The organism is Enterococcus sp. AMC1086, from assembly GCF_058216575.1.
Genome location: NZ_CM177100.1, coordinates 2338634 through 2362090 on the forward strand (window position 1 = coordinate 2338634; position 23457 = coordinate 2362090).

Consider the following 23457-nt stretch of genomic DNA (forward strand, 5'->3'; position numbering starts at 1 on the left):
CCGTTCTTATTTGTTTATCAAGGAAATCATTCATAGTACAATTACCTAATAAAAAACAAAACAACAAGTAAGCGCTATCTTGTTACATATGCAGACTTTTTCATTTTTAATCTATGAAAACCTTTATTTTTCTATCATTATATTCTAAAATGTATTTAAAATATTTTTTAATTTATTCATTAATTTTTAGGAGGAAAATAATGACCACTAAAACAACGATTTATGTAGTTGAAGATGATACTCTTTATAGGGAACAAATTATTCATTATATAGAACATTATCATTCAAACACTTTTCGCTACAAATTATCTCCTTTGGATAATCATTTACTTTTTATGGAAGAGATTCCTACATTAAATATCTCTGATAATGATATTTTCTTTCTAGATATTGATTTAAAAACGCGATATTCAGGTATCGATTTAGCAAGTCAGATTAGACAAATAAATTCAAAATGCAACATTATTTTTATGACTAGCTTTGAAGACAAAGCTGCTTCAATCATTAATAGCGGCATTTTCCCACTTGGTTATCTCGTAAAGAACCCAATCGACGCAACCGAGCCGAAAGCAACGATCGAAACTGTTCTTATGAAGGTTGAAAGTCTGACTAAATCAGCATGGAGAAGTGATTTAGATATCATAACTTTTGTAAATGGTTACGAGTCGATTTATGTTAATTGTAAAGAGGTTTTGTATATTGAATCGTTGAAAAGATTAAAGAATCGTGTGTTGATAAAAACGCTTACAGAAGAATCGGTAATAGAAGGAAAAATCGGGAAAATCAAAAAGACTTTGGAACAACCTTACTTATTCTTATCGCTTCAGTCTTACATAATCAATCTTGAAAACATCACGACTATCAATCGAAAAAACGGTACGATCACGTTTACAGATGATCAGGATCTTTTTGTAGGCACTAGAATCATCGATAAAGTAAAAAAAGGATTGCAGGACTATCAACATGCTTGATAGACCCTTTTTCGTTTCATTATTAGCATTAAATCTTTTACAATTGCTTTGGCTATTTGCGTATAAAAAGATTCTGTCTTTTCGGGAAACAATGATACTGAGTGCTGTTCTATCGGTTCAATTGATTATCGACATTTTTACAGATGATCATTTTATTATTCTTTTATTTATTCTTTTTTTTCTTCTACAATTTTTATTTCAAGTCAAAAAAGTTCAAAATTGGGTTGTTCCTACTTTATTTTTGAGTTTTGAAAATACGATTGTTTTAGTTTCATGGGTTGTAACATTGGATCTTTGGGATATTTTATTTCTCAATGATTGGATCTCTATTGAGACCTACTCAACCTATCTAGAGTTTTTTATTTTCTTACAGCAATTCGTTTTCTACTCCTTGTTACTCTTCGCGAATTATTTGAATAAACGCTTCAAAATAACAGCGACTATCCAGCTATTGCCTAAAAAATATCGGTTATTATCTGTTTTGTTTTTATTTTTCTTATTCATATCGGTTTGCCTGCAACAACTTAGTGTTTCAAAAGGGTATTCTGCTCCATTTTTTTATAGTACCTTTATCATTATCGGTTTCACCGTATTTTTAAGTTGGAATATTTTGCTGGTTGTTAAACGTCAAAATGTGCAACAATTTGTCGGTATACTTAATGAAAAATATGAACAAGAACGTGAAAAAATCAGCCGTTCTAATGAGTTTCGTCATGATTATAAGAATTTATTGATCAGTCTGACTTCTTATTTAGAAATCAATGATACCCAACAAGCACTTCATTTACTCCATACGATCATTGATTATTCAAACTCACTACTTACACCAAATATGTATAAAACAATTGCAGCAATTCATAATCCACCAATTCAAGGTCTTTTGACTAACTTTTTGAAACGTTGTTCAGGAACGGATATTCAGTTGAAGATTCAAGTAATCGAAAAACTGACAGATATTGATATTAATATCGTCGACTTCATTCGTTGCTTTTCTATTGTATTAGACAATGCCTATGAAGCTGTTCAAGAAACAGACCTTCAAGTGATTGAAATAGTAATTACTGGTGACGTCAATTTTGTAAAAATAGTCGTAAAAAATACCTACGCTATGAATGGAAACTTCTCACTTCAAGCCCTTTTACAAAATAATTTTTCTACCAAAAAAAACCATCAAGGAAAAGGTTTACATATTCTAGCAAAAATACTTGATAATTATAAAAAGGCGAGTTATCAGATTACTAAAAAGGATTCTTTTTTTATTGTTAGCTTTTTAGCACCAAAATCGTCAAAAAAAAGGATTATATCTAAATAACAGTAGGTTGTATTCGGATTCCTTAAGGCTAGGTTATGACTCTTAGAGTTACGTCCTAGCCTCTTATGTCTTCATCAACTGTTTCATTAGAGATTAGTCATCCGTAACGAGTTATACATTATGCCTTTCTAGACTTTTTGCAATGATGAAATAAATTGGCTTAATGCGACACAACGGCAAATGCTAGTCCCTTTTTCATTGCTGGGACAACAAATAAGTCTTTTTTTATTGATCTTTGTTGTAAAAAAAGTTGACAAAACGTATTCAATTAGCGATTCCTTTTTATATACTCTTAAAAGTTACAAGCTTCAATCAACCATTACTCTTTTTTTCTTATCCTTTTTTCTTTGCTTAAGCAATTGGAAGTACAGCATTTTTTTGTGGAATCATTCCTTTATCTAACGTTTTTATTGCTCACATTAAACTTGATTGTATACAAGACTGCTTATTCATAAGGAAACGATTTCGCTCTACGATTTGATGAAGGTATTTTTTCAATGATACTTACACTGTAGTCAACTATATTCTTAAAAAACAAACAGTAGACTAACATAACTTCGTCTACTGTCTGTTTTCTTTTATTCTATAATCATCTTCTGATACTTCAAAGGTGAAATCCCCACCTGTTCTTTAAACACATGGTGGAACGTCTTCACACTAGCAAATCCTGATTTTTCAGCTACTTCGATCATAGGAACTTTTTCATTTGCCAAAATAAATTTCGCTTGATTGATGCGGTATTCCGTTAAGAAGCTCATAAAGGTGGTTCCTGTATTCGCTTTAAAAAAGCGTGTAAAATAATACGAGCTAAAGCCGCTGTATTTTGCGATCTCTTTCAACGTAATTGACTCTTCATAATGATTTTCCACATAAGTAAAGATTTTATCTAAATGCTCTAAGTTTTCTTTATATTTTATGGTAGAGGATTTGGCTCCTTTTCTTACTTCTGTTTGTGTTTGAGGTAACCTTCTGTAAAATGTTGTCACTAGCTGAAACAATAAGCTAAACAAGGCATAATTTTTCCCTTGATTATTGTTTCCAGATTCCTCAAATAATTGCTGCAATAATTTTTTCATATCCAACGCTAAAGACTTTGACCATTTAGAACTGTGTTTTTCCCCTGTCTCAAATAATTCGATCAAGGAACAGTCATTTGCTGATTTTAAATTTATCTCATCAAATAAGTTTAAATCAAACTGATAAACGATCCGTTCACTATCAGGAGATGCTAAAAAGTAGTGGGGTTCACCACTGGCAAAAAAATAGATTTCTCCCTCTGCTACATTCACAATTTCATCGCCTACACCGATATTGACGGTTCCTCGTATCGAGTAAATAATTTCGATTTCTTTGTGCCAATGAGGATAAACAATCGTCATACCATCATTGATAAATGCTCGAAAAAGAATATTTCCCTCAAATTCTGGTCGCTCTAAATATACACTCATTTTCTACCTCCGATTGTTTCTCTTCTCCTTTACTTTATCAAAGTTTTCGTTATTTACAACTGATTTTATTCAAAAAAAAACAATCCCTGATCTTAGCGGATTGCTTTTTTTACAAATTTGTTTTATCTGTTCATCCAAGGTGTCGCTGTTTCTTTTAACACACGATTTAAAGATTCGATATTTTCTTTGCCAACAGTTCTCATCCATTGTTGAGCCGCTGATTTTCCTTCTTTAGCAAAAGGGACTACACCTTCTTTCCAAGTTGCTCGACCACATAAAACGCCATTAAATCTCGAACCTGCCTCTTTTGCAAAATATAATGTTTCTTGAAATAATGTACTACTTACACCAGCACTTAAAAAAATGAACGGCAGATCTGTTGCTTCACTTTGTTCTTTAAATAATTGTTTGGCCATTTCTTTTGAATAGCAAACTTCTTCACCAAAACCTTCCACAAAAGTCATATTTACAGGAACTTCCACTTTCAATACATCAACGTTGTATCGAGGTTTACTGAATTCTTTCATCATTTCAATCACTTTATGGGGCTTGATTTTGGCGTATTCTTTACTTGCTCCATCCTTGATTTTTGCATCATAAGACACTAATTCCAGGAAAAATGGTAACCCTTCAGCAACACATTCTGAACCGATTCGTTCCATAAAAACATGTTTTTGTTCATTGATTTCCTTACTCTCGTCTACATCATAATACAGCAAAAATTTTACTGCATCCGCTCCTGCTTCTTTTAAACGCTTAACGGACCAGTCACTCAATAGATCTGGCAAACGTCCCGGCTCACTAGCATCATATCCGGTTTTTTCGTAGGCTACTAATAATCCTGCGTGTTGATCTCTAACTTTTGCTGCTGGCAATCCATATTCTGGATCTAAAAGGATCGCTGAAGCGTATGGTGTTAGTTCACGAGACACAATTTCTTTAAAGGTGATGATTGTTTCTTCATCTACCTCTTGTCCACAAGATTTTTCAATCATTTTTTTCAATGATCCTCGTTGATCGATCGCAAGTGCGGCAATGATTCCATCTTGATTGCACATTTGGTTCATAGCAGTTAATTTAGATTCTGTCATTTTTTTCATAGTTATTGCTCACTCCTCAGTTAATTGTTGATTCACATATTCAGCGATTTCGACTGCTGATTCTAATAATTTCAACTGTGTTTTAAATTCGTCTTTCATCAATAAGCGTGCGACTTTGGATAATAATTTTAGATGGGTAGTTCCAACTTCTTGCTCAGGAATCAATAAAGCAATGATCACTTCTGTTGGTTTACCATCCAAACTATCCCATTCAATTGAATTTTTCGTTTTTACAATGAGGATACTTGCTTCATCGATGGCAGAACTCTTTGCATGGGGAATAGCAAATCCATCCATCATCCCTGTACTACCTTGTGTTTCACGGTCATTAAAACTTGCCAAAACAGCGGAATTATTGGTCGTAATCTGTAAATCTTGTGCATTTTGTGCTAAAAATTGAAATACTGCTTCTTTCGTTTCAACTGGTATTTCGATGAAAACGTGTTGTGCGTTTAATAAAACCATATATTTTCAACCTCTTCCTATCACTTAAACTGTTCCCTCTATCTTCTCGATTCGGCGTTTTTGAATGATTCCCAGTAAAAATCCACCAACGATCGAACCAGCTAAAATAGCCAATACCCATAACAAGCCATGTGTCACAACAGGCAATACTAGAAATCCACCATGCGGCGCTGGTACTTGAACTTTAAATAGATAGGTTAAAACTGCAGCAATTGATGAACCTAGCATCATGGTTGGCAATACCCGCAAAGGATCTTTTGCGGCAAAGGGAATGGCTCCTTCTGTAATGTGCGTCGAGCCTAAAATAAAATTGACCAACCCAGCATTTTGCTCACTTGTATCAAAATATTTACGGAAAAATAAAACCGCGAACCCTGTAATCAAAGGTGGTGCAATACACGCTGCGGAAACACCGGCCATAAAGCTGGTATTTCCTTGTGCTAAAAGTGCTGTTCCTGTAACATAAGCTGCCTTATTCACTGGACCACCCATATCAAAGGCGCACATACACCCAACAATGATGCCTAAAACTAAAGGACTCGAGTGTTCAAAACCAGCTAGAAAATCCATCATCCCTTCATTGATTGCAGACATCGGTCCGGCAATCCCAAACATGATCAATCCAGTGATTGCAACACCTAAAACTGGATATAAGAAAATTGCCTTTAGCCCGTCTAAAGATTTTGGTAAAACGTTAAATACTTTGACCAATCCCAACACCACATAACCTGCTAAAAAACCAGAAACGATCCCACCTAAAAAGCCAGTCCCGCCATTACTTGCGACTAACCCACCCACAAATCCAACGACTAAACCTGGACGTTTGGCAATTCCTTGTGCAATATAAGCGGATAGAATCGGCACCATCATCCCCATTGCCAAGCCACCGATATCTTTTAAGGTTGCTGCAAATTGATTGAATTGTGTACTTTCAGGATCTGCAGAATAAATGCCCCATAAAAATGAAATAGCGATCAATACCCCACCACTGACAACAAAAGGAAGCATATGAGAAACTCCGTTCATCAAGTTTTTATAAATACTATGACCGATTCCTTTAACTTCACTTTCCTTTTTCTCTAAATCAGCTACATTGATCGACTTCTCACCGCCCAAAATTTTTCCCTTTCCAGCTAGTGCATCCTCAATCAGCTGATTAGCTTCTTTGATCCCTTTACTAACTGGTACTTCGATGACTCGCTTTCCTGCAAAACGTTCCGCATGGACATCCTTATCCGCCGCAATAATGACTGCATCGGCTGCTTCGATCTCGGCTTTCGTCAATTCATTTTCGACACCGATTTGTCCATGCGTTTCAACTTTGATCGTAATACCTTTTGCTTTTGCAGCTTGTTCTAGCGCTTCTTGTGCCATATAGGTATGCGCAATTCCTGTAGGACAGCCTGTTGCTGCAATCAGTTGATACTTTGTCATATTAACTCTTCCCTTCTATTGTCTTGATCACAATTTGTTTTTCTAACTCGTTGATATCACTAAAATCAGTCAATCCTTTTCTAAAAGCAGTCGAACTGCCAGCAGCAATACTATGTTTCAACGTTTCGTCCAGCGCTTCCTCTTTTAATAATCCACTAATGAATGTTCCTAATAATGTATCACCTGCACAAGCTGTGTTGACGACTTTTCCTTTCGGTGAATTTCCGTAAATCATTCTGTTTTTATCTGCATAAAAACAACCTTTACTGCCAAATGACAGCAGCACTCTTTGCGCACCTTGGTTGATTAATCGTTTTAAATACTTTGGACTTTCTTCTAAAGAAATTTCTTTTTGATCAAACCAACTCGCTAATTCTTCTTCATTAGGTTTGAGTAAGTAAGGCTGATAGACTAAACAATCCATCACACTGTGGTAACTACTGTCTAATACCAAATTAAACTTCTGCTCTTGCGCGATACGGCTGATTTCCGGTAAAATCATCTCTGAAATTCCTTGTGGTAAACTCCCAGACACACAAAGATAGGAACCTGCTTCAATTGTTCTAATCATTGTTAAAAGTTCATTGATTTTTTCGCTAGGGATTTTAGGCCCTTTATTGACTAATTTGTATTCTGTTTGTTCTTTATTAACTTGAGTGAAGACATTGATTCGCGTGTTTTCTGGTACATGAATAAATTGTGTAGTGATTCCTTTTTCAAAGAGACACTCTTCAATATACCGACCTGTAAAACCACCACTAAATCCAATTGCGGTACTGTTTATATTTAGTTTTTTGAGTATCAACGATACATTGACCCCTTTACCATTGGCTTGAATGTCGTCTTCGAGCGTGCGATTGACTACCTTTGGTTTCATTGTTTCAGTTTCTATAAAGAGATCGATCGCCAAATTCATCGTACAAGTATAGAGTTGAACCATTTTCCTCCCCCTTTCCTCACACTTGTATTATCAACTACTTTCTTATGTAAATGTTTTCATAATCACGGAAATCAGCTGAAAAATGATACAATTTTTATTTCTTTGGGATTAAAATGGTATGATAGAGAAAAGTATATGAAGTAGAATGGAGGAGTCTTCAACATGGAAAAAGCCTTAAGTGAATCAGAAAAATATTTATGGAATTTTATTGATCAGCATCTTGTTGAAATCCCTAATTATTCCATCGTCAAATTAAGTGAAAAAGCGAATGTTTCTACCGCAACGATTGTTCGTGCTATGAAAAAGAAGGGATATGAAGGGTTTACTTCTTTCAAACATCATTTAAAAGACCAATCCAATACAACGATCAACTTTTCTGGTGTTGAAAAAATCGATGCAAAAATCAAACGAGCCATTTTAAAGAATGAACGTGAAGTTATCCGTACGATCAATATGCTGGATAGTGGGAGTATTGAAGATGCGATTCAAAAAATCAAAGCCGCACAAAAAATCGTGATTTTTGCCCGCGGCTTTTCTGAATTGATCGCCCAAGAAATGACGGTAAAATTTCAATTGTCGGGAAAATATTGTGAAATGCATGCTGATCCAAATATCATTACTAGTATGAGTAAAAAAATTACCAGTCATGATATTGTGCTATTGATTTCTTTGAATGGAGAAACGCCTGAATTAGTTACTGCTGTAAAAAATTGTTTGAAAAATGATGTTAGTACGATTACCCTGACTGCTAATTCCAGTAGTTCTTTGTCCCGGTTATCCGAAATCGTCTTCACTGGTTTTAAATCAGAAGGTTCTTATTTTCCAGAATATGAAGTTCGTTCTAGATTGCCGTTATCAGTTATGGCGAGAATATTATTAGATTCCTATGCGATCCGAACAAATTGAGGGATACAACCAAAAAAAATCTGAAAAAACAGCCTATAAATAAGACACATTAGAAAGACAAAAGAAGGCTAGAACATAACTCTATGAGTTATGTCCTAGCCTTAAGTAATTCGGCTGACCGCTTCTTTCCCAACTTACTTTCGTAAAAGTCATATTTTCAACAAACTTACCTTTATTGTTTTATTAAAAGATATTTATTATATAAAAAAAGACAAACAATATTAAAAAAAAATGCACGTATCCCGTAGCCATATCGTCTCAACGAAACTATTCAGGATATTGTTTTGATAACCCCACATACTCAGGATGTTCATGTAAATTATTCTTAAGATGATTTTTATTCTTACCTAGAAAACTATGTCGTTTAATCGCAAAATAAATCCAAACACCTAACCCAACTATGAAGAGCATTCCAAAAAATGGTCCAGTAGCATCTGGAAGGATATCGAATACAGTAATTAACAAACTTAGCAAACTTCCTAATAGACCAAATCGGCCATTTCTCTTCATTCTTTTTTCGACAGTTGAATCATCTTGACTTAATGGACGGTTGCCGTCTATTTCTATTTTATCCTTAGTTGCTGCTGTGATGATTACAATATAATCGATGCCTTCATACTTGTACGTAATTTTCCAGAAAGGAACATATGTGTATTTAGACGTTAGATCATAGGTAAACTTGGTTATTTTAGCATTTTTATTGCTGTCACCAGGCAAAATACTAAGCATCTTTTTCTCTGCTTCTTCTTGGGCAAAACTTCGGACTGAACGTAGCACTTGGGAAACTTTATTTGATGAAATTTTCAACTGTCGGGTACCAGCCGTATAATGTTCATCAAATGGTTTCGTGTTCTCCAAAAAAGCCAAATGGCTGGAACGACTTGCAAATGTTGCAATAGAACCCGTTAGTTCGTCATTGATCATATGACTTTGGAATGTAGTCCCTGAAAAAATATCACTTGAATGATTCCAATCAACAACTGTACGTGTCTTTGTGATTGGCTCAGAATATTTATTGCCTTTCTTATCCTCTTTTGTCACATATTCTGTATAGCTTTCAGAACGATTGTAGCCAATATCAGCACCCCACGAACCTTCATAAGAAATATTTACGCCCATGTATGGAATAAAGACCTGCTCTAACTGAACATTATTGATCTTACCTAAAATGTCTAAAGGAACATTTTCACCTTTGATCAGCCATTCAAAAAAACGTTTCTTAGCTAATCCTTCTGGCACGTGAAATGGAATCAAATCATCAGCCTCATACGTCAGATTATCAAAATCTTTTTCAGCTTTCGTCGTAAATGTAGAATGACAAAAATCGCATGCAAACTGCTGCTTTTCAATATTAAACGTGACAGGTGAACCACAGTTAGAGCAAAGTTCTATGTTTTTATTTTTTTCATCAAGCATCTTTTGAACACTATCTTGTGATGTCCCACAATGAGGACATTTTTTTACACTCGGATCAGCGATTGCTCCACCACAAGCAGAACACTGATTTTGAATGAATGAATCTCCCATTTCTTCCCCTCCAAAATTTAAACTTTTCCACCTCTATTGTCTCATTGATTTTGTGAAAGGTAAATACATAAATCGCTCTACTTCAAAATATTTTTCACTTATTCCTAATTCATCTATACAAAAAAAGACATCTACAATTTCTATAGACGTCCTTAGTTGCAATCAAGCTATCCATTTTTTAACAGTCTCATAATCAATTGCCACGGTTTTTCCTAAACAACTACAAGACCACATAATTCGTCCATTTATCTAGCCAATTGTTATTCTCCTAAATACTCATCATCTGACATCATTACCTCGTTAGGCACACCAAACAGATACGTTAAGATAAATGATAGGATAAAAATACAAATACCAACCACAATATATGTCACCAGTTGATACGAACTATAAATGTACATTAAGGGCGATAAAATAACTGCTAAACCGTATGAATTCGCTTGCACATTTAATAAGGATAAAATAGCTCCGCCTAATGCAGAACAGCCTAACATAATACCTAATGGTTTCATACCATAACGAATCGTTAATCCGAACAAAGCTGGCTCGCTTACCCCTAAAAGTTGGGTCACACCCGCACTAGTCCCGATAACCTTCACATTCTTATCTTTTGCCTTCACACTGATTGCAAAACTTACCGCAGCATTAGCAAATCCATACATCGCACATAACGTGATCAATGGATTAAAACCAGTCGTTGCAAGTAAACTTGTTTCGATCATAATAAACAGATGATGCATCCCTGTCATAACCGCTAATGGATATAAAAATCCAATCAGCAACCCACCAATCCCAAAAGGCAATTTGATCAAGCCAGTAATCAAGTACACCAAACCATTTTCTACAAAGTGTAAAATTGGTCCTAAGACTAATAAACCTGTTAATAACATCACCAAAATAACGACAAACGGTGTAAACATCAAATCCAAAGAATTCGGCATTTTTCTACGTAAAACTTTTTCCAATTTTGCCCCTAAAAGACCAATTACTAAAGCGGTTAAAACACTCCCTTGATACCCCACGATTGGAATAAAACCAAATGCCATCAGCGGTTCCACCCCGCTATTGATATCTGCTACAGAATAAGCATTTGGCAACATTGGCGACACTAGCATCAACCCGATCACAAAACCGATGATCGGTGTTCCGCCAAATTTCTTAAACGCTGACCAACAAATCAACGCTGGTAAAAAAGCAAATACCGTATCGGTCAACACATTCATAAGTACTAAAACAAACTCAGGAATTTTATCGGCTGAGGTGCCAAAAAATGAAAGAACACTTTCGTTTAAAAAGACTCCTTTCAAGCCTAAAAATAACCCTGTTGCAACAATTCCTGGAATAATGGGCACAAAAATATCTGAAAGCGTCCGAATCGCATATTTAATTGGATTACTTGGTTTTTTCATTTCTTCTAAAGAGGTTTGTTTTTCTAATAATTCATTGTTGTTTTGAACCAAAGAATCATAGACTTTATTCACGATTCCTGTACCTAAAATAATCTGATATTGTCCAGCGTTAAAAAAGACTCCTTTTACTTGATCGATTTTTTCGATTTTTTTATCATCGATCGCTTCTCGGTCTTTTACTTCTAAACGTAAACGGGTGGCACAGTGGGTAATTCCCGTAATGTTCTCTTCCCCTACAACGTTTACGATTTCTTCCCCGATTTTTTGATAATCAATTGCCATTGTCACTCACCTCATTGATTTTTTTTTAACAAAACACTTTGATAAGGATGTAGCGTTATTTCGTTTGCTTCACTTACTAGCGTATCATGAGAATTTAAAAGGACTTGAACGGTATTTTTTTCCAAAGAAATCGTTTCTTGTGTGTCACTTAAATTCGTATAACAATACACTTCTACCTCGTTTAAAACACGTTTATAGGCAATCACATTGTCTGGTACATTTTTTAAGAAAGTAATGGTACCACAGATTAGAGCCTCACTTACTGCTCCTTGTTGTCTCAGTACAATCATCTGTTTATAATGGTCTAACACCTGATTTTGCAGTGCATTTCTACTTGGGTTTTCTTCGGTCATCGCTAGCCATGGCGCTGTATTTGAAAAGCCGCCGAACTGACTATCGTCCCAAGGAAATGGTGTACGCGTATTATCTCGACTCCGCTGATTCACAAATGTGATCGCTTCTTCCGGTGTATATCCTTCTTGAATCGAACGATAATAATTGTCGATACTTGAAATATCATTAAATTGATCGATCGTATTGCGCTCAGCATTTTGCATGCCCAACTCTTGTGCTTGATAAATAAATGGCGTTCCTCGTAAAAAGAAATAAAGCATCCCTATTGCTTTAGTCGCCTCATTTGTTTGATAATCAGGCTTGATAAATTTAGAGACAGCACGCGGTTGATCGTGATTTTCAATGAAATTAGCACCCCAACCATTTGCCTGTAATACCTCTTGTGAACGTTTCAATTTTTCTTTGAATTCCTTTGCGGTCCAATTTGTTCGTTTAAACCAGTCAGAACCTGATTCAACATCGATATCTGAATAGTTAAAATCAAAAATCATTGAAAAATAACCATCATCTCCAATAAAATCACCATATTCTTCATAAGGGACGCCAGGTGCTTCACCTACTGTCACACAATTATATTTCTCAAACGTTTCTTTTTTCAATTCATTTAAAAATACTTCGATTCCTGGACGGTTACGCGTTTTACTTTTACAAGAAGCTAAACCATCTACGCCATCAGCCGGAAGACTTGCAAAATCTTGGTCTTTTTTGATGAAGGTGATAGAATCGATTCGAAAACCAGCGATTCCCTTGTCTAACCAACGATTGATCATCCCATATAACTCTTGGCGCAACTCAGGATTTTCCCAGTTTAAATCAGGTTGTTTTTTATCGAATGCGTGAAAATAATAGACCTCTTCATTCGGAAGTTTTTCCCAAACAGAACCGCCAAAAATCGACCGCCAATTATTTGGTTCTATGCTTCCTTCTTTAAAAATGTAGTACGCTCGATAAGGGCTCGCCTTATCTTTTAGGGCAGCTTGGAACCAAGGATGTTCATCTGATGTATGGTTGATGACTAAATCTAAAATCACTTTTATGCCTAATTTATTCGCCTCTTTTAGTAAACGATCAAAGTCTGTCATCGTACCAAATTCAGGATTGATTCCTTCAAAATCAGAAATATCATACCCATTATCCACCATTGGAGAGGTGAAAATCGGGCAAATCCAAATCGTGGTGATTCCTAACTCTTTTAAATAAGGTAGCTTTTCTTGAATCCCTTGAATGTCACCAATTCCATCATTGTTTGAATCCTTAAAGCTTTTGGGATAAATCTGATAGATCACTTCTTTTTCCCACCATTTTTTGTCTTTGTTCTCTAAACTCACTATTTATTCATCCTTTCACTACTTATGGTATCGATACCATATTTTCACAAGAATAAATCCACCTATGTGGATTTACGCTCGATCAGCGATAAAATAAGTTCTTTTTTATTCACTTTATAGGTTGTTCCTTCGATCAAAGCAACCATTAATTTTGTTGCTTCGATTCCTAATGCCGTCGTTGGCTGATTGATCGTTGTTAGAGGAACCGCAATAATACTTGTACTCGGTTGATTATCGAAACCTAATACCGCCAAATCTTCTGGTACCCGTAATCCTTGCTGAAGCACTTCTTGGATGATCCCAATACCAACCTCATCACTACCACTAAACACAGCATCTGGTCTGTCATTTTTAGGTAAAGCGAGTATTTCTCTCGCTACTTTTCGGCCGTCATCCATGTTATGGACTTGTTTGAAGATCCACTTATTTTTGATCGACAAATCATGTTCAGAAAGTGCCCGTTCAAAGCCTTTGGTTCGTCGCTGCCCATGTCCGCCTATGGTTAAATTCCCGCCAGTACAATAGGCGATTTTACGGTAGCCTTTTTGAACGAGATAATTAGTCGCTTCATAGCTGATCTCTTCTTGATTGGTCGAAATGTTTGGAATCTTTGTTCCTTCAAGTTTTTCATTGCACAATACGATTGGACCATATTTCGAATAGTTTTCAATCACTTGTGAATCGCTTTCAATGGATGTCATGATCACACCTGCGACAACTTGTTGTTTTAGATACTCTAGCATTTTCAGCTCTGCTTTTGGATCATCATATGTTTGCATGATCAACAACTGATAGCCCTGTTCTTTAGCTTTCTTTTCGATTGCATCGACTAAATAAGAAAAAAATGGATTGGTGATTCTTGAAATCAGCACACCGATCGTCGTACATTTTTTTGAGCGAAGTTGTGTCGCTATCGCACTCGGTGCATAGTTTAGTTCATCCATAGCGTTTTGGATTCGTTCTTTTTTATCATCAGAAATATACGGATGATGGTTTAAAAAACGAGAAACTGTCGAAACCGATAAACCAGCTTTTTTTGCAACATCTTTGATTGTGGCCATCATTTTCTCCTTCTTATGATATCGATATCATAAATATAAAATACATTCTTATTTTTGTCAACGCTAAAATGAAAGACGAACAGATCAGCATCAATAACTTCTTACTTTAACAGCTTTTCAAAAAATCCATTTCGCCATAAAAGAAAAACAAAACAGCCAAGTGTCATCACAATAAGAACAATTTGACCCATCGTTGAAAAATGAATGCCAAAAAAGATACAAGTAAGAATTGAACCAAGGATCATAGCGGATAGTTGTTCTGATAGAAAGCCATATACCCGAATTTTCTGCTCATATGTATCTTTTTTTAGTTTATCAACCATTCTGTAATCCTCTTTAATTAATTCATCCAAAGAAACACCATAAAAATCACTTAGATTCAATAATTTTTCTATATCTGGATACGTTTTTCCCATTTCCCAATTAGAGACCGTTTGTCTAGATACATATAATTTTTGAGCAACTTCTTTTTGAGTATAACCAAGCTGTTCTCTCTTTTCTTTTAAAATTTCACCGATTGTCATTTCGATCACCTCACATTTATTATCACTTAAAAAGAGTAGAAAATCACGCAAAAAAAGCTTGCATTGTAGCAAGCAAAATAAATTAGCACCCTTAAATAGAGTATTTGAGCATTTTCAAAAATACAAAAACTACTTTCCTAAAACAATCAAATCAGATAATTTATGAAAACCATTTTTACGATAAAAATCTGCTGAAGAAAAACTGGCTTCGGTATTTAATATCAACCCATTCATTCCTAATAAAGAAATTTCATTTTCTATTTTTGCTAAGAATTCACTTCCAATTCCAGTCCCTTGTCGTTCACTTTTTATACAGAATTCGTCAATGTAATATTCGATCCCTTTTATCCATGGCTTTTTTAACCCTAAACATAGCCCAACCAATTCGCCCTCTTCTTCTGCAATGAAATTGATATAGGTGTCACACGCCATAAAGTTTTGGATGAATTTTTCTACCTCTTCAACTGACCCATATTCATCATTCCATGGTTCTTGTGAAAATACAGAAATATAAAGTTCTGTCACTTTTTTCACATCCATCTTTTCCAAGTATCTCACTATCATTTTTATGTCTTCTTTTCTGATTTTTCTCAATCTAAAAATAAATCCCAATTTCCTTCAACAAAAATAAAATAGGAAATAACGTAAAAAATAGAGCAAATACAGAAAAGAAAAAAATCATAAAGTTTTTTCCAAATTGATTATCCACTGCTGAAAATATTTGATTGATATTAGTAGGATTATAGCGTAATTCAACCTTAGAATTAACGGGTAGTCCCCTCTTTTGACCAATTGGTACTCTATGAAAATAAATTAATTGATTGATTTGAAATTCTTTTTTGTACTGTTTACCATTGATTGTATATTCAACCAATGACACTCTACCATAACTTGCTCCATCAGAACTTCCCACCATGTAAGTTCTATTACTAAGTACAATCCCCACAACTTTTTCTGTCGCTTTTTTATCCACACTTTTTTTTCTAAGATAAATAAGCAAAACAATCACCCATAAAACAACTGCAGGAATTGCAAAAATCAATACATCCTTCATATTTAACTCCTTAAAATCTTTATCTACGCTTTTTTAAATACTAAAATATCTCTTAACGCTTTTTCTCCATTCATATTACCAATGTTTTCATATCAATATCTGTACAAGGAATGTCGATTGGTGTTAGAAGCTTCTGTAAACCAGCTGTTTTATAGCGGACTTACGGGCAAACCATCACACAATCATATTCTTCCTACTCTCAAACATTATTGAATCATTATTTAGTATTCTCTTTAAATTCTTGCTCTGCTTGCTTTAATAATGGACGAACATACTCTTCGACTTTGGGCTCTGTGTTCATGCGCATCATAAACTGACTTGGCGTTTCAATAAATCCATTCATAAGACTATCTTTATATTCCGTTACTAAAAATTGACTTGTCTCTTTTATTTCTTTCATATCCATCATTATTCCTACTTTCTATTCTTAATTATTTTATACATTAATTATACTCGTTTCTTGAGAATAAAAGAATAATAATTCACCTTATTTTTGTATACTCTAAAAACAATAAAACTGTCTAAGCAGCTATCTTTTACTCAGCTACTTACACAGTTTTATTTTACGTTCTCACCTTTGATTTAAACTTATAACGATTGATATAATGTCTTTCCAACCAACCTTGCCCATAACCAATCGCCACACAAAGCAGCCAATACATCACGGCCACCAAAATATACATCGACATATAATCAAAGGTTCTGCCACCAACAATTTTTGCTTTTTGAAAAATATCAGGAATCGTGATCATCGCAGCCAATGAAGTGCCTTTTAACAAATCCATTGCAACATTTCCTAAAGCCGGAATCGAAATCCGAAATGCTTGCGGTAAAATAATTTTTCGCATCACTTTTCCAAACGGCAAACCTAACGCATATGCCGCATCCCATTGCCCTGCTTCCACTCCTGCGATCGATCCTCGATAGATTTCGGCGATAAACGCACTACTCGTCAAACTAAAACAAATACACGCTGCAGTTAATGCGCTTAATTGATAAGGCAAACCAAAATACAAAAGAAATAACAACACCAGTCCTGGAACACCCCGTAAAAAAGAAATATAAAACCGCACAAACCCTTTGATCAATTTCGATGGCAACATTCCTAATATAGTCAAAACAATCCCCAATACATTTCCCATCAAAAACGTCACTACGCTGATCCCAATTGTATAAGGCAACCCTGTCAGAAGAAACGGAATAGAGTCAATCATTAACTGAAAATTGATTTTCGGTATATACATCTATTCTACTGAAACACTTTCTGTCACTTTTTCTTTTGGTTCAACAGAAACATCTGTTTGAAAATACTTCTCAGAGATTTTTTTCATGGTTCCATCATTTTGCATTTCTTTTAATGCACCATCAATTTTTTTACTTAATGCAATACTGTCTTTTTTCATTAAGAATCCAGTATAGTTTGCGTTAAAGTAAACGCCTTCTAAAATTTTTACTGGAATATCAGGTAACGCACCTACAGACATTTTTTGTAGATAGTAGTCGTTCAAAATAACATCTGTCCGACCATTGGCAACATCCGTCAAGTATTGATCATTTGTCGCATTGTCGTATGTTACCAATTTTGCACCATATTTTTCGGCTATTTTCATGTAATTTGTATTTGGCTCTCCTGCTGCTTTCTTGCCTTTTAAATCTTCAAGAGAAGCAATCCCAGAATCATCACTTTTTCTGACGATCATACTATCAAATGAGTATTTGATTGGAGAAGATAAGATGAATTTTTTGCCTCGATCCCCTGATAAACCAAAATCGTTCGCCGCTAAATCGGACTCCCCTTTATCAACTGACGTGATTTGTCCATCAACATTGTATTCTTTAAACTCAACATCAAGGTCCAACCGTTTGGCAACTTCTGTGATGACATCCACATCATAACCCGTTAATTTGTTTTCATCATTATAGTAAGACGATGGGAATAACGTTCCTGATGTGGCAACCGTTAATTTCTTCGATTCCTCGACTTTTTTCCAGCTTTCATCTTTTCCAGCGGTCTGCTCTTTTGTTCCACCACACGCAACGAGCACTAAACTTAAGGCAACAATACTAAAACTAGCGAATACTTTCTTCATTTGAACCTCCTATGATTCACGATAAAATTTTGGTAATAAGAATTTTTGCTCTTGTTCAAACATCTTTCCAACTTGAAATAATATATCTTCTCGACCTTTTGATGCCATAAATTGAATGCCTAGCGGTAAACCTGATGCTGTTACATGAGTAGGTAAACTGATTGCTGGTTGTCCCGTTAAATTAGCAAGCTGAGTAAAAGGCGTGATTGTCAGACTTTTTTCAAACATATCATAGATTAAGTGTTGCAACTGTAAAACGGAAAGTGACTCCGCTTGTGATAAGTCTTTACGAATCTGATCACTCTGCAGTTCTGCATCGATTTTAGGTGCGATATCAGCGGCGGTCGGCGTTAATAATAAATCATATTCCTCGAATAATTGCTCCATTTTATATGCCGCTTGATCCCACAGTTGAAGCGATCTCGTATACTGACTTGCAGGTATCTGTAAACCATATTGGTAGATTCCCCAAGTCATTAATTCCATATCTGCTTTTGTAACGGGGCGCCGAATCGCTTGTTGAATCCCTTCAAACATAGCAGCCGTTTCTGCACCATTCATCAGATAATAGCTGTCAATCAATTGACGTCCATTGACTGGATACGGAATCTCCGTTACTTCATGTCCTTGTTGTTCTAAAAAATTTGCTGCGTTGTGCGTTGCTTTTATTGCCTCCGCTGAAACCGGTGTTCCAACAGGCGATTCCGTTAAAAAAGCGATTTTCAAGACTTGTTTCCTTGCTGCTGATTGATGTTCCCATTCCGCTTTTGGTGCTTGATAAGGTGATGCTTTTTCGGTTCCGCGTAAATGATAAAATAGTGTTTCTGTATCTCTCATCGAAACGGTTAAAGCAAAATCAATTGAAGCTCCTTGCCAACCTCGCCAGCCGTCAGGTCCAACTGGCATACTGCCACGAGTTGGTTTTAACCCAATCAAACCACTAAAAGAGGCTGGTATTCGAATCGAACCGCCGCCATCACTTGCCCCAGCAATTGGAAATAAGCCACTAGCAACAGCAGCCGCAGCACCACCACTAGAACCGCCCGGCGAATAATCAAGATTCCACGGATTTCTCGCTGGTCCGTAAATCATCGGATCAGAAATATTTTTGAAGCCAAACTCTGGCGCATTGGTCTTCCCTAATGGAATCAATCCTAATCGTTCTAACCCTTTCACAAAATTATCGGTTGAACTCGCACGGTTTTCTGTAAATAAACGAGAACCAGAAGTTGATTTCATTCCTGCTTTGTCTTGGCCTAGCATTTTCAAAGGAATTGGCAAGCCAAAAAAAGGACCAGTTTCTGCTCTTCTAGCTTCGTATTGTTTTTTTGCTGCTTCTGCATCCCAATCAACAAATGCATTGAGTTCAGGATTTAACTTTTTTACTTGTTGCGTTCGCTCATCGATCCATTCTGTCACGCTTCGTTTTTTGTCTCTAAATTGTGTTGCGTAGTACAAGCCGTCTTTCATGATCATCCCCCTTACAATCCTGATGGTTTTATTATACAGGTTGTTGGGGATTTTTTAGGAGGATTTTGCTTGAAGAGATTTTCTACATATTAAAGAAGAACTATTATAGAGTACGCTTAGCTAACTTAATCCTTTGAAAACAACAAATAAGCTATTGATCTATTTTTTCCTTCTATTGATTCTATAAAGAATCAAACCAGTTACAATAACCCCAACAACTAACAGTATACTCACGATATAAACAGTCGCATGCTTATCATTTGAATCCTTCATATATAGCTGATTGTCCTCTTTCTTAGCACTTTCCCCATCTACCCTAAAAGGAATTGTCCACGTCCATTTCTTTTTTAAATCTGCGGAATTTATTTTTATATTCACTTGGTAGTCCCCAGGATTCAAAGGAGTCCCTTCATCGTCTGTCCAAGTAAAAGGTAAGTAAAAGTTTGAGTTAGGAGCTATTTTTAGCTTAGTTTGTTTTAGTTCATGTGATGCTTCACCATTAGAATGATCAATAAGTCTCGCTTCAACCTCCACTTCTTTAATGAATAATGCAGAAGTATTTTGAATAGGTATGTTGATTCCGTTTAAATAATCAGAGTGAACTGGTATTATTTTTTTTGGATCGACTACTAATTTTGGCTCAACTCTTGTTAAATCAACGTTATTTCTTAATTGAACCCCTAAGGAATAAACAAATTTATTGTTGATTGATCCACCATCATAATTGGTTTTACTGCCCTCTTTATCATATATGTAGATTCCGCCTGCAATGATACCTTCATAAGACTTGCTTGGCATTTGAATCGTTACTTTAGTTATAACACTTGATTGCTTTGGTATTTTCACTTCATTAACCGTTTTACTTATATCAGAAAAAGCATTGATAAGTGAAGGGTCCTTTTTCTTATCATGTTGACTATAATCTACAATGCCATTATCATTTGTCGTTGCAGTATTGGCTTCTACTTTAACTATTCGATCTTCTTCGGTAAAATTTGATAATTGAACCTCTAACTCTTGCATTTGTCCAGGATTTAAAAGTAGATCAAAATATGTTTTTGATTTGTCGATTTGGTTTTCTGGTATGATTGCTTTTACTTCTATAGGCGTTACGATTCCAGTGTCTACGCCTTCTGAAAAAGTAGTTATTCCCTCACTGAAAAAGATAACTACTATCAATAATAGTCCTCCAAAAATAGCATGCATTTTTTTCATGTCCGTTTCTCCGTTTCTACGTAACTTTGCAGTTATGTATCTTGTTAGTCAAAAATAATGATGCTCCTTATTATTGAATAGGCAGCAGCATCATTTTTAAAAGGCCTACATCTGTTTAGGGTCCATTTTCAATTTCCCAAAGAATCGTTCCGGTGTAGTTCCCGACTTTATCCATTGAGTCTTTTGGAATAACAAGCTTGATATTAGTATCAAGATTAGCGATTTTACCTAATGTAAAATTATATAGATATTGCTTGGGATCTTTTGTTCCATTTGATTCTGCTACCGTTGAAAAATCCTTCGAGTTGATTTTCAAATGATTGGCAAACTTAATATAGCCATCTTTTATTGTGTAACTAGGATCCAATACGTTGAAAATATCTTTTTCAAGTTTCGCTTTTACTGAAAAATTACCTTGTCCCTCTGCTCTACTATCGTGAATTGTTAAAATAGTATCAGCTGTAGCAATCAATGGAATGATTTGCATTCGTTCTTTGCCAAGATATCTCCCTTTAAATTGAAAGGTATTTGGAATAGAGTCAATCGTCAGATTTCCTACAAATCTCACAATGATTTCTTGGGAAACTTGATCTTTCACTACATAGTTCTCTACTTCTGTTCGATTGCTCAAAGAATAGTCCCGTTTTTCTCCTTCAACATTTTCAACTTGATTTATGATCGATGCAATTTCTGGATCATCTAATAAATCGATTTTTTCACCAATTCTTCTTTTAACACTAGCATCTGCATATAGCTGAATAGATGGATCTTCCCCTTTTTGAAATTTCACTGTAACATTGCGCTCTGCCCCAATAACCGTAACAGGTACTGTAATTATTTCTGTTTTATATTTGTTCACTATAGTAACTTTAGCCTCTTGGGGTCCAAACTCATTTGTATTGATTCCTTCGATTTTTGTTGCCGTAACAACATTCCCCATCTCATCATGTAAATTTTTGACAAAATCAGAGGGCTTTAAAGTATTGATAGGTGTTCCTTTTTTGATCGTTTGTGGCACTGCCTCACCAGTTGGTGTCGGGTAAACTAATTTATATTTTTCATTGACTTTATTCGATTGAAACATTGAATCTGCTCTTGCATAAATTTCAATATAAAATGTCCCCTCTTTAAATTGACTTGTATCAATCTTACTAGAAAAAGTTGAATCGCCTAATTTATCTATTGCAATTCCTTTTTGGTTCAGTACAGGTTCATCTGTGTTAAATACTGAATATAGGTTATACGTATTATAACCAGGTCCTTTAAAATCTCCTGTTACAGTTAGTTCTTCTCCAACATAAAAAAATGATTCAGAATGTGGATAAACACTTGATATATTTAAATTTTTGATTTCTGGTTTTGGAATGTCTCTAACTTTATCTAAAATCCATTGTTGTTTTGTATCTTTTTTATTTAGATACACTAATGAGAGTGGACTTATACCAGAAGTAATATTGTTTTTTGAATAATAGTAATTGAAATTGCTGTTTTTAATCCGGACTATACTTTGCCCGGTTGGAGTATTTCCTATTAGTTGAAAGTCAAATGTGTTTTTATTCCCTAATGGTGTTTCGAAAGAGGCTTCATTTTTTATTACTTTTGGTGGGTTACTTTGGATTTCTTGCGACACTATTAAATTCTTTTGCTTGTAATTCGAAATTGTATAAGCATTATCACTAGGCTTAAATAAAATCATCCATTGTTGATTGCTCTGATCTGGACCTAAAGGATACGTAATAATCTCTCTATCGACGCCAACCCCACCAGATACATCCCATCCATAGCTATTCGTCGCTACGGAACGTATTTTATACACACCATTCATCGTTTTCAAATTAAATTTCTGAGCATCTCCTCCGTTATCCGATGTCAATGTAATTAATGCATCATTAATGGGGTTACTCACAGTAAGATAGGTTCCCGTCAACCTATTTCTAATTTTATAATATATCCCGTCGGATTGAATAATATCCCAAATATAATCATCGGTAAATTCAGTATAACTATTAATGGGAACTGTAAATGTTGTTTCTTTTGCAGTATTTTTGTTGGTACTACCAATGATTTTCTGAGTATTATTTCCTAAATAGATTATGTAGCCATCTTTCTCTGGTCTATATTCATAACCTAACAATTGGTTTCCTTTTCCGTGAGCTGCATAAGTAATGAGTGACTTATAGTTTGGAGAAAGATCATTTTGACTAATATCAATAGCCAAAGTTTCATTAACTTTCGGATAAGCTACGTACAAATCATCCGAAATCACTTTTTCTGCTGATGCCGGTATAGCGAAATACAGACAGAGAAAGATAATGCTAAGAAATTCAAAAATAAATAGTCTTTTTTTTATAGACATGGTTACGCTCCTTCCTATCTTTAATGTCTTAATTGATATTTAGTATTAAATTTTACTACTCTGAAAAAAAAAGAAAGTTTTCTTTTTTACCATTTTATTGTTATGCTGATGAGCTGAGATAAAAACTTTAGTGAAAATTTTTATCGAACTAACTGTTATTTTGTAACCTAAAGTAGTTATAATTTTCTATACTCATTCTGAACAAAAAAGT

The 23457-nt window shown here is 35.0% G+C and carries 21 protein-coding genes; 3 read left to right on the top strand and 18 right to left on the bottom strand.

All coding sequences use genetic code 11. The features are described from left to right. Nucleotides 1-200 precede the first annotated feature (200 nt). A complete protein-coding gene (locus AC4BC4_RS11015) occupies nucleotides 201-971 on the top strand; it encodes a LytR/AlgR family response regulator transcription factor (protein WP_490475717.1) in 771 nt (256 codons plus the stop codon). After that, nucleotides 964-2283, top strand: coding sequence for a sensor histidine kinase (locus AC4BC4_RS11020; protein ID WP_490475718.1), 1320 nt, complete (start codon nucleotides 964-966; stop codon nucleotides 2281-2283). Before AC4BC4_RS11015 ends, AC4BC4_RS11020 begins: the two co-directional genes overlap by 8 nt. 578 nt (nucleotides 2284-2861) lie before the next feature. On the opposite strand, the gene AC4BC4_RS11025 is transcribed toward AC4BC4_RS11020, so the two are convergent. The 5 genes from AC4BC4_RS11025 to pfkB form a co-directional block, all read right to left on the bottom strand. After that, entirely contained in the window at nucleotides 2862-3731 is an 870-nt protein-coding gene (locus AC4BC4_RS11025; protein WP_490475719.1) for an AraC family transcriptional regulator, read from the bottom strand. Between the two features lie 122 nt (nucleotides 3732-3853). After that, nucleotides 3854-4831 (bottom strand): tagatose-bisphosphate aldolase, encoded by a 978-nt coding sequence (gene lacD / locus AC4BC4_RS11030; RefSeq protein ID WP_490475720.1) that lies wholly within the window; start codon nucleotides 4829-4831, stop codon nucleotides 3854-3856. Nucleotides 4832-4840: 9 nt separating this feature from the next. Beyond that, entirely contained in the window at nucleotides 4841-5296 is a 456-nt protein-coding gene (locus AC4BC4_RS11035) for a fructose PTS transporter subunit IIA (RefSeq protein ID WP_490475721.1), read from the bottom strand. 24 nt (nucleotides 5297-5320) lie between these two features. After that, nucleotides 5321-6730: a PTS fructose transporter subunit IIC gene (locus AC4BC4_RS11040; protein WP_490475722.1), complete on the bottom strand. Its 1410-nt coding sequence runs from the start codon at nucleotides 6728-6730 to the stop codon at nucleotides 5321-5323. 1 nt (nucleotide 6731) lies between these two features. Further along, nucleotides 6732-7670 (bottom strand): 1-phosphofructokinase, encoded by a 939-nt coding sequence (gene pfkB, locus AC4BC4_RS11045; protein ID WP_490475723.1) that lies wholly within the window; start codon nucleotides 7668-7670, stop codon nucleotides 6732-6734. 162 nt (nucleotides 7671-7832) lie between these two features. On the opposite strand from pfkB, the gene AC4BC4_RS11050 reads away from it, so the two are divergent. Continuing rightward, the gene (locus AC4BC4_RS11050; protein ID WP_490475724.1) at nucleotides 7833-8576 is read left to right on the top strand and encodes a MurR/RpiR family transcriptional regulator; all 744 of its coding nucleotides are present in this window, start codon (nucleotides 7833-7835) and stop codon (nucleotides 8574-8576) included. Between the two features lie 267 nt (nucleotides 8577-8843). Here the strand turns inward: AC4BC4_RS11050 and AC4BC4_RS11055 are convergent, their stop codons facing one another. From AC4BC4_RS11055 to AC4BC4_RS11115, 13 genes are all read right to left on the bottom strand, one after another. Next, nucleotides 8844-10103 carry a hypothetical protein gene (locus tag AC4BC4_RS11055; protein ID WP_490475725.1) on the bottom strand — a complete coding sequence of 420 codons (1260 nt, stop codon included), beginning with the start codon at nucleotides 10101-10103 and terminating at the stop codon, nucleotides 8844-8846. Nucleotides 10104-10363: 260 nt separating this feature from the next. Next, a complete protein-coding gene (locus AC4BC4_RS11060) occupies nucleotides 10364-11794 on the bottom strand; it encodes a PTS transporter subunit EIIC (protein WP_490475726.1) in 1431 nt (476 codons plus the stop codon). A gap of 11 nt (nucleotides 11795-11805) precedes the next feature. After that, complete coding sequence (locus AC4BC4_RS11065) at nucleotides 11806-13476, bottom strand: glycoside hydrolase family 13 protein (protein WP_490475727.1); 1671 nt, start codon at nucleotides 13474-13476, stop codon at nucleotides 11806-11808. 62 nt (nucleotides 13477-13538) lie between these two features. After that, a complete protein-coding gene (locus AC4BC4_RS11070; protein ID WP_490475728.1) occupies nucleotides 13539-14537 on the bottom strand; it encodes a LacI family DNA-binding transcriptional regulator in 999 nt (332 codons plus the stop codon). A gap of 101 nt (nucleotides 14538-14638) precedes the next feature. After that, entirely contained in the window at nucleotides 14639-15061 is a 423-nt protein-coding gene (locus AC4BC4_RS11075; RefSeq protein WP_069646798.1) for a helix-turn-helix domain-containing protein, read from the bottom strand. Nucleotides 15062-15190: 129 nt separating this feature from the next. Further along, nucleotides 15191-15673 carry a GNAT family N-acetyltransferase gene (locus tag AC4BC4_RS11080; RefSeq protein ID WP_490475729.1) on the bottom strand — a complete coding sequence of 161 codons (483 nt, stop codon included), beginning with the start codon at nucleotides 15671-15673 and terminating at the stop codon, nucleotides 15191-15193. After that, nucleotides 15657-16115: a DUF3592 domain-containing protein gene (locus AC4BC4_RS11085; protein ID WP_069646800.1), complete on the bottom strand. Its 459-nt coding sequence runs from the start codon at nucleotides 16113-16115 to the stop codon at nucleotides 15657-15659. The genes AC4BC4_RS11080 and AC4BC4_RS11085 overlap by 17 nt, the downstream gene beginning before the upstream one ends. Nucleotides 16116-16332: 217 nt before the next feature. Further along, nucleotides 16333-16521 carry a hypothetical protein gene (locus tag AC4BC4_RS11090; protein WP_069646801.1) on the bottom strand — a complete coding sequence of 63 codons (189 nt, stop codon included), beginning with the start codon at nucleotides 16519-16521 and terminating at the stop codon, nucleotides 16333-16335. 157 nt (nucleotides 16522-16678) lie between these two features. Further along, nucleotides 16679-17359, bottom strand: coding sequence for an amino acid ABC transporter permease (locus AC4BC4_RS11095; protein WP_490475730.1), 681 nt, complete (start codon nucleotides 17357-17359; stop codon nucleotides 16679-16681). Continuing rightward, nucleotides 17360-18205, bottom strand: coding sequence for a transporter substrate-binding domain-containing protein (locus AC4BC4_RS11100; protein ID WP_490475731.1), 846 nt, complete (start codon nucleotides 18203-18205; stop codon nucleotides 17360-17362). Nucleotides 18206-18214: 9 nt separating this feature from the next. Continuing rightward, nucleotides 18215-19675, bottom strand: coding sequence for an amidase (locus AC4BC4_RS11105; protein ID WP_490475732.1), 1461 nt, complete (start codon nucleotides 19673-19675; stop codon nucleotides 18215-18217). A 159-nt stretch (nucleotides 19676-19834) separates the two neighbouring features. Beyond that, nucleotides 19835-20890 carry a WxLIP family cell surface protein gene (locus AC4BC4_RS11110; RefSeq protein ID WP_490475733.1) on the bottom strand — a complete coding sequence of 352 codons (1056 nt, stop codon included), beginning with the start codon at nucleotides 20888-20890 and terminating at the stop codon, nucleotides 19835-19837. Between the two features lie 115 nt (nucleotides 20891-21005). Then, a complete protein-coding gene (locus tag AC4BC4_RS11115) occupies nucleotides 21006-23246 on the bottom strand; it encodes an RICIN domain-containing protein (RefSeq protein WP_490475734.1) in 2241 nt (746 codons plus the stop codon). Nucleotides 23247-23457: the final 211 nt, after the last annotated feature.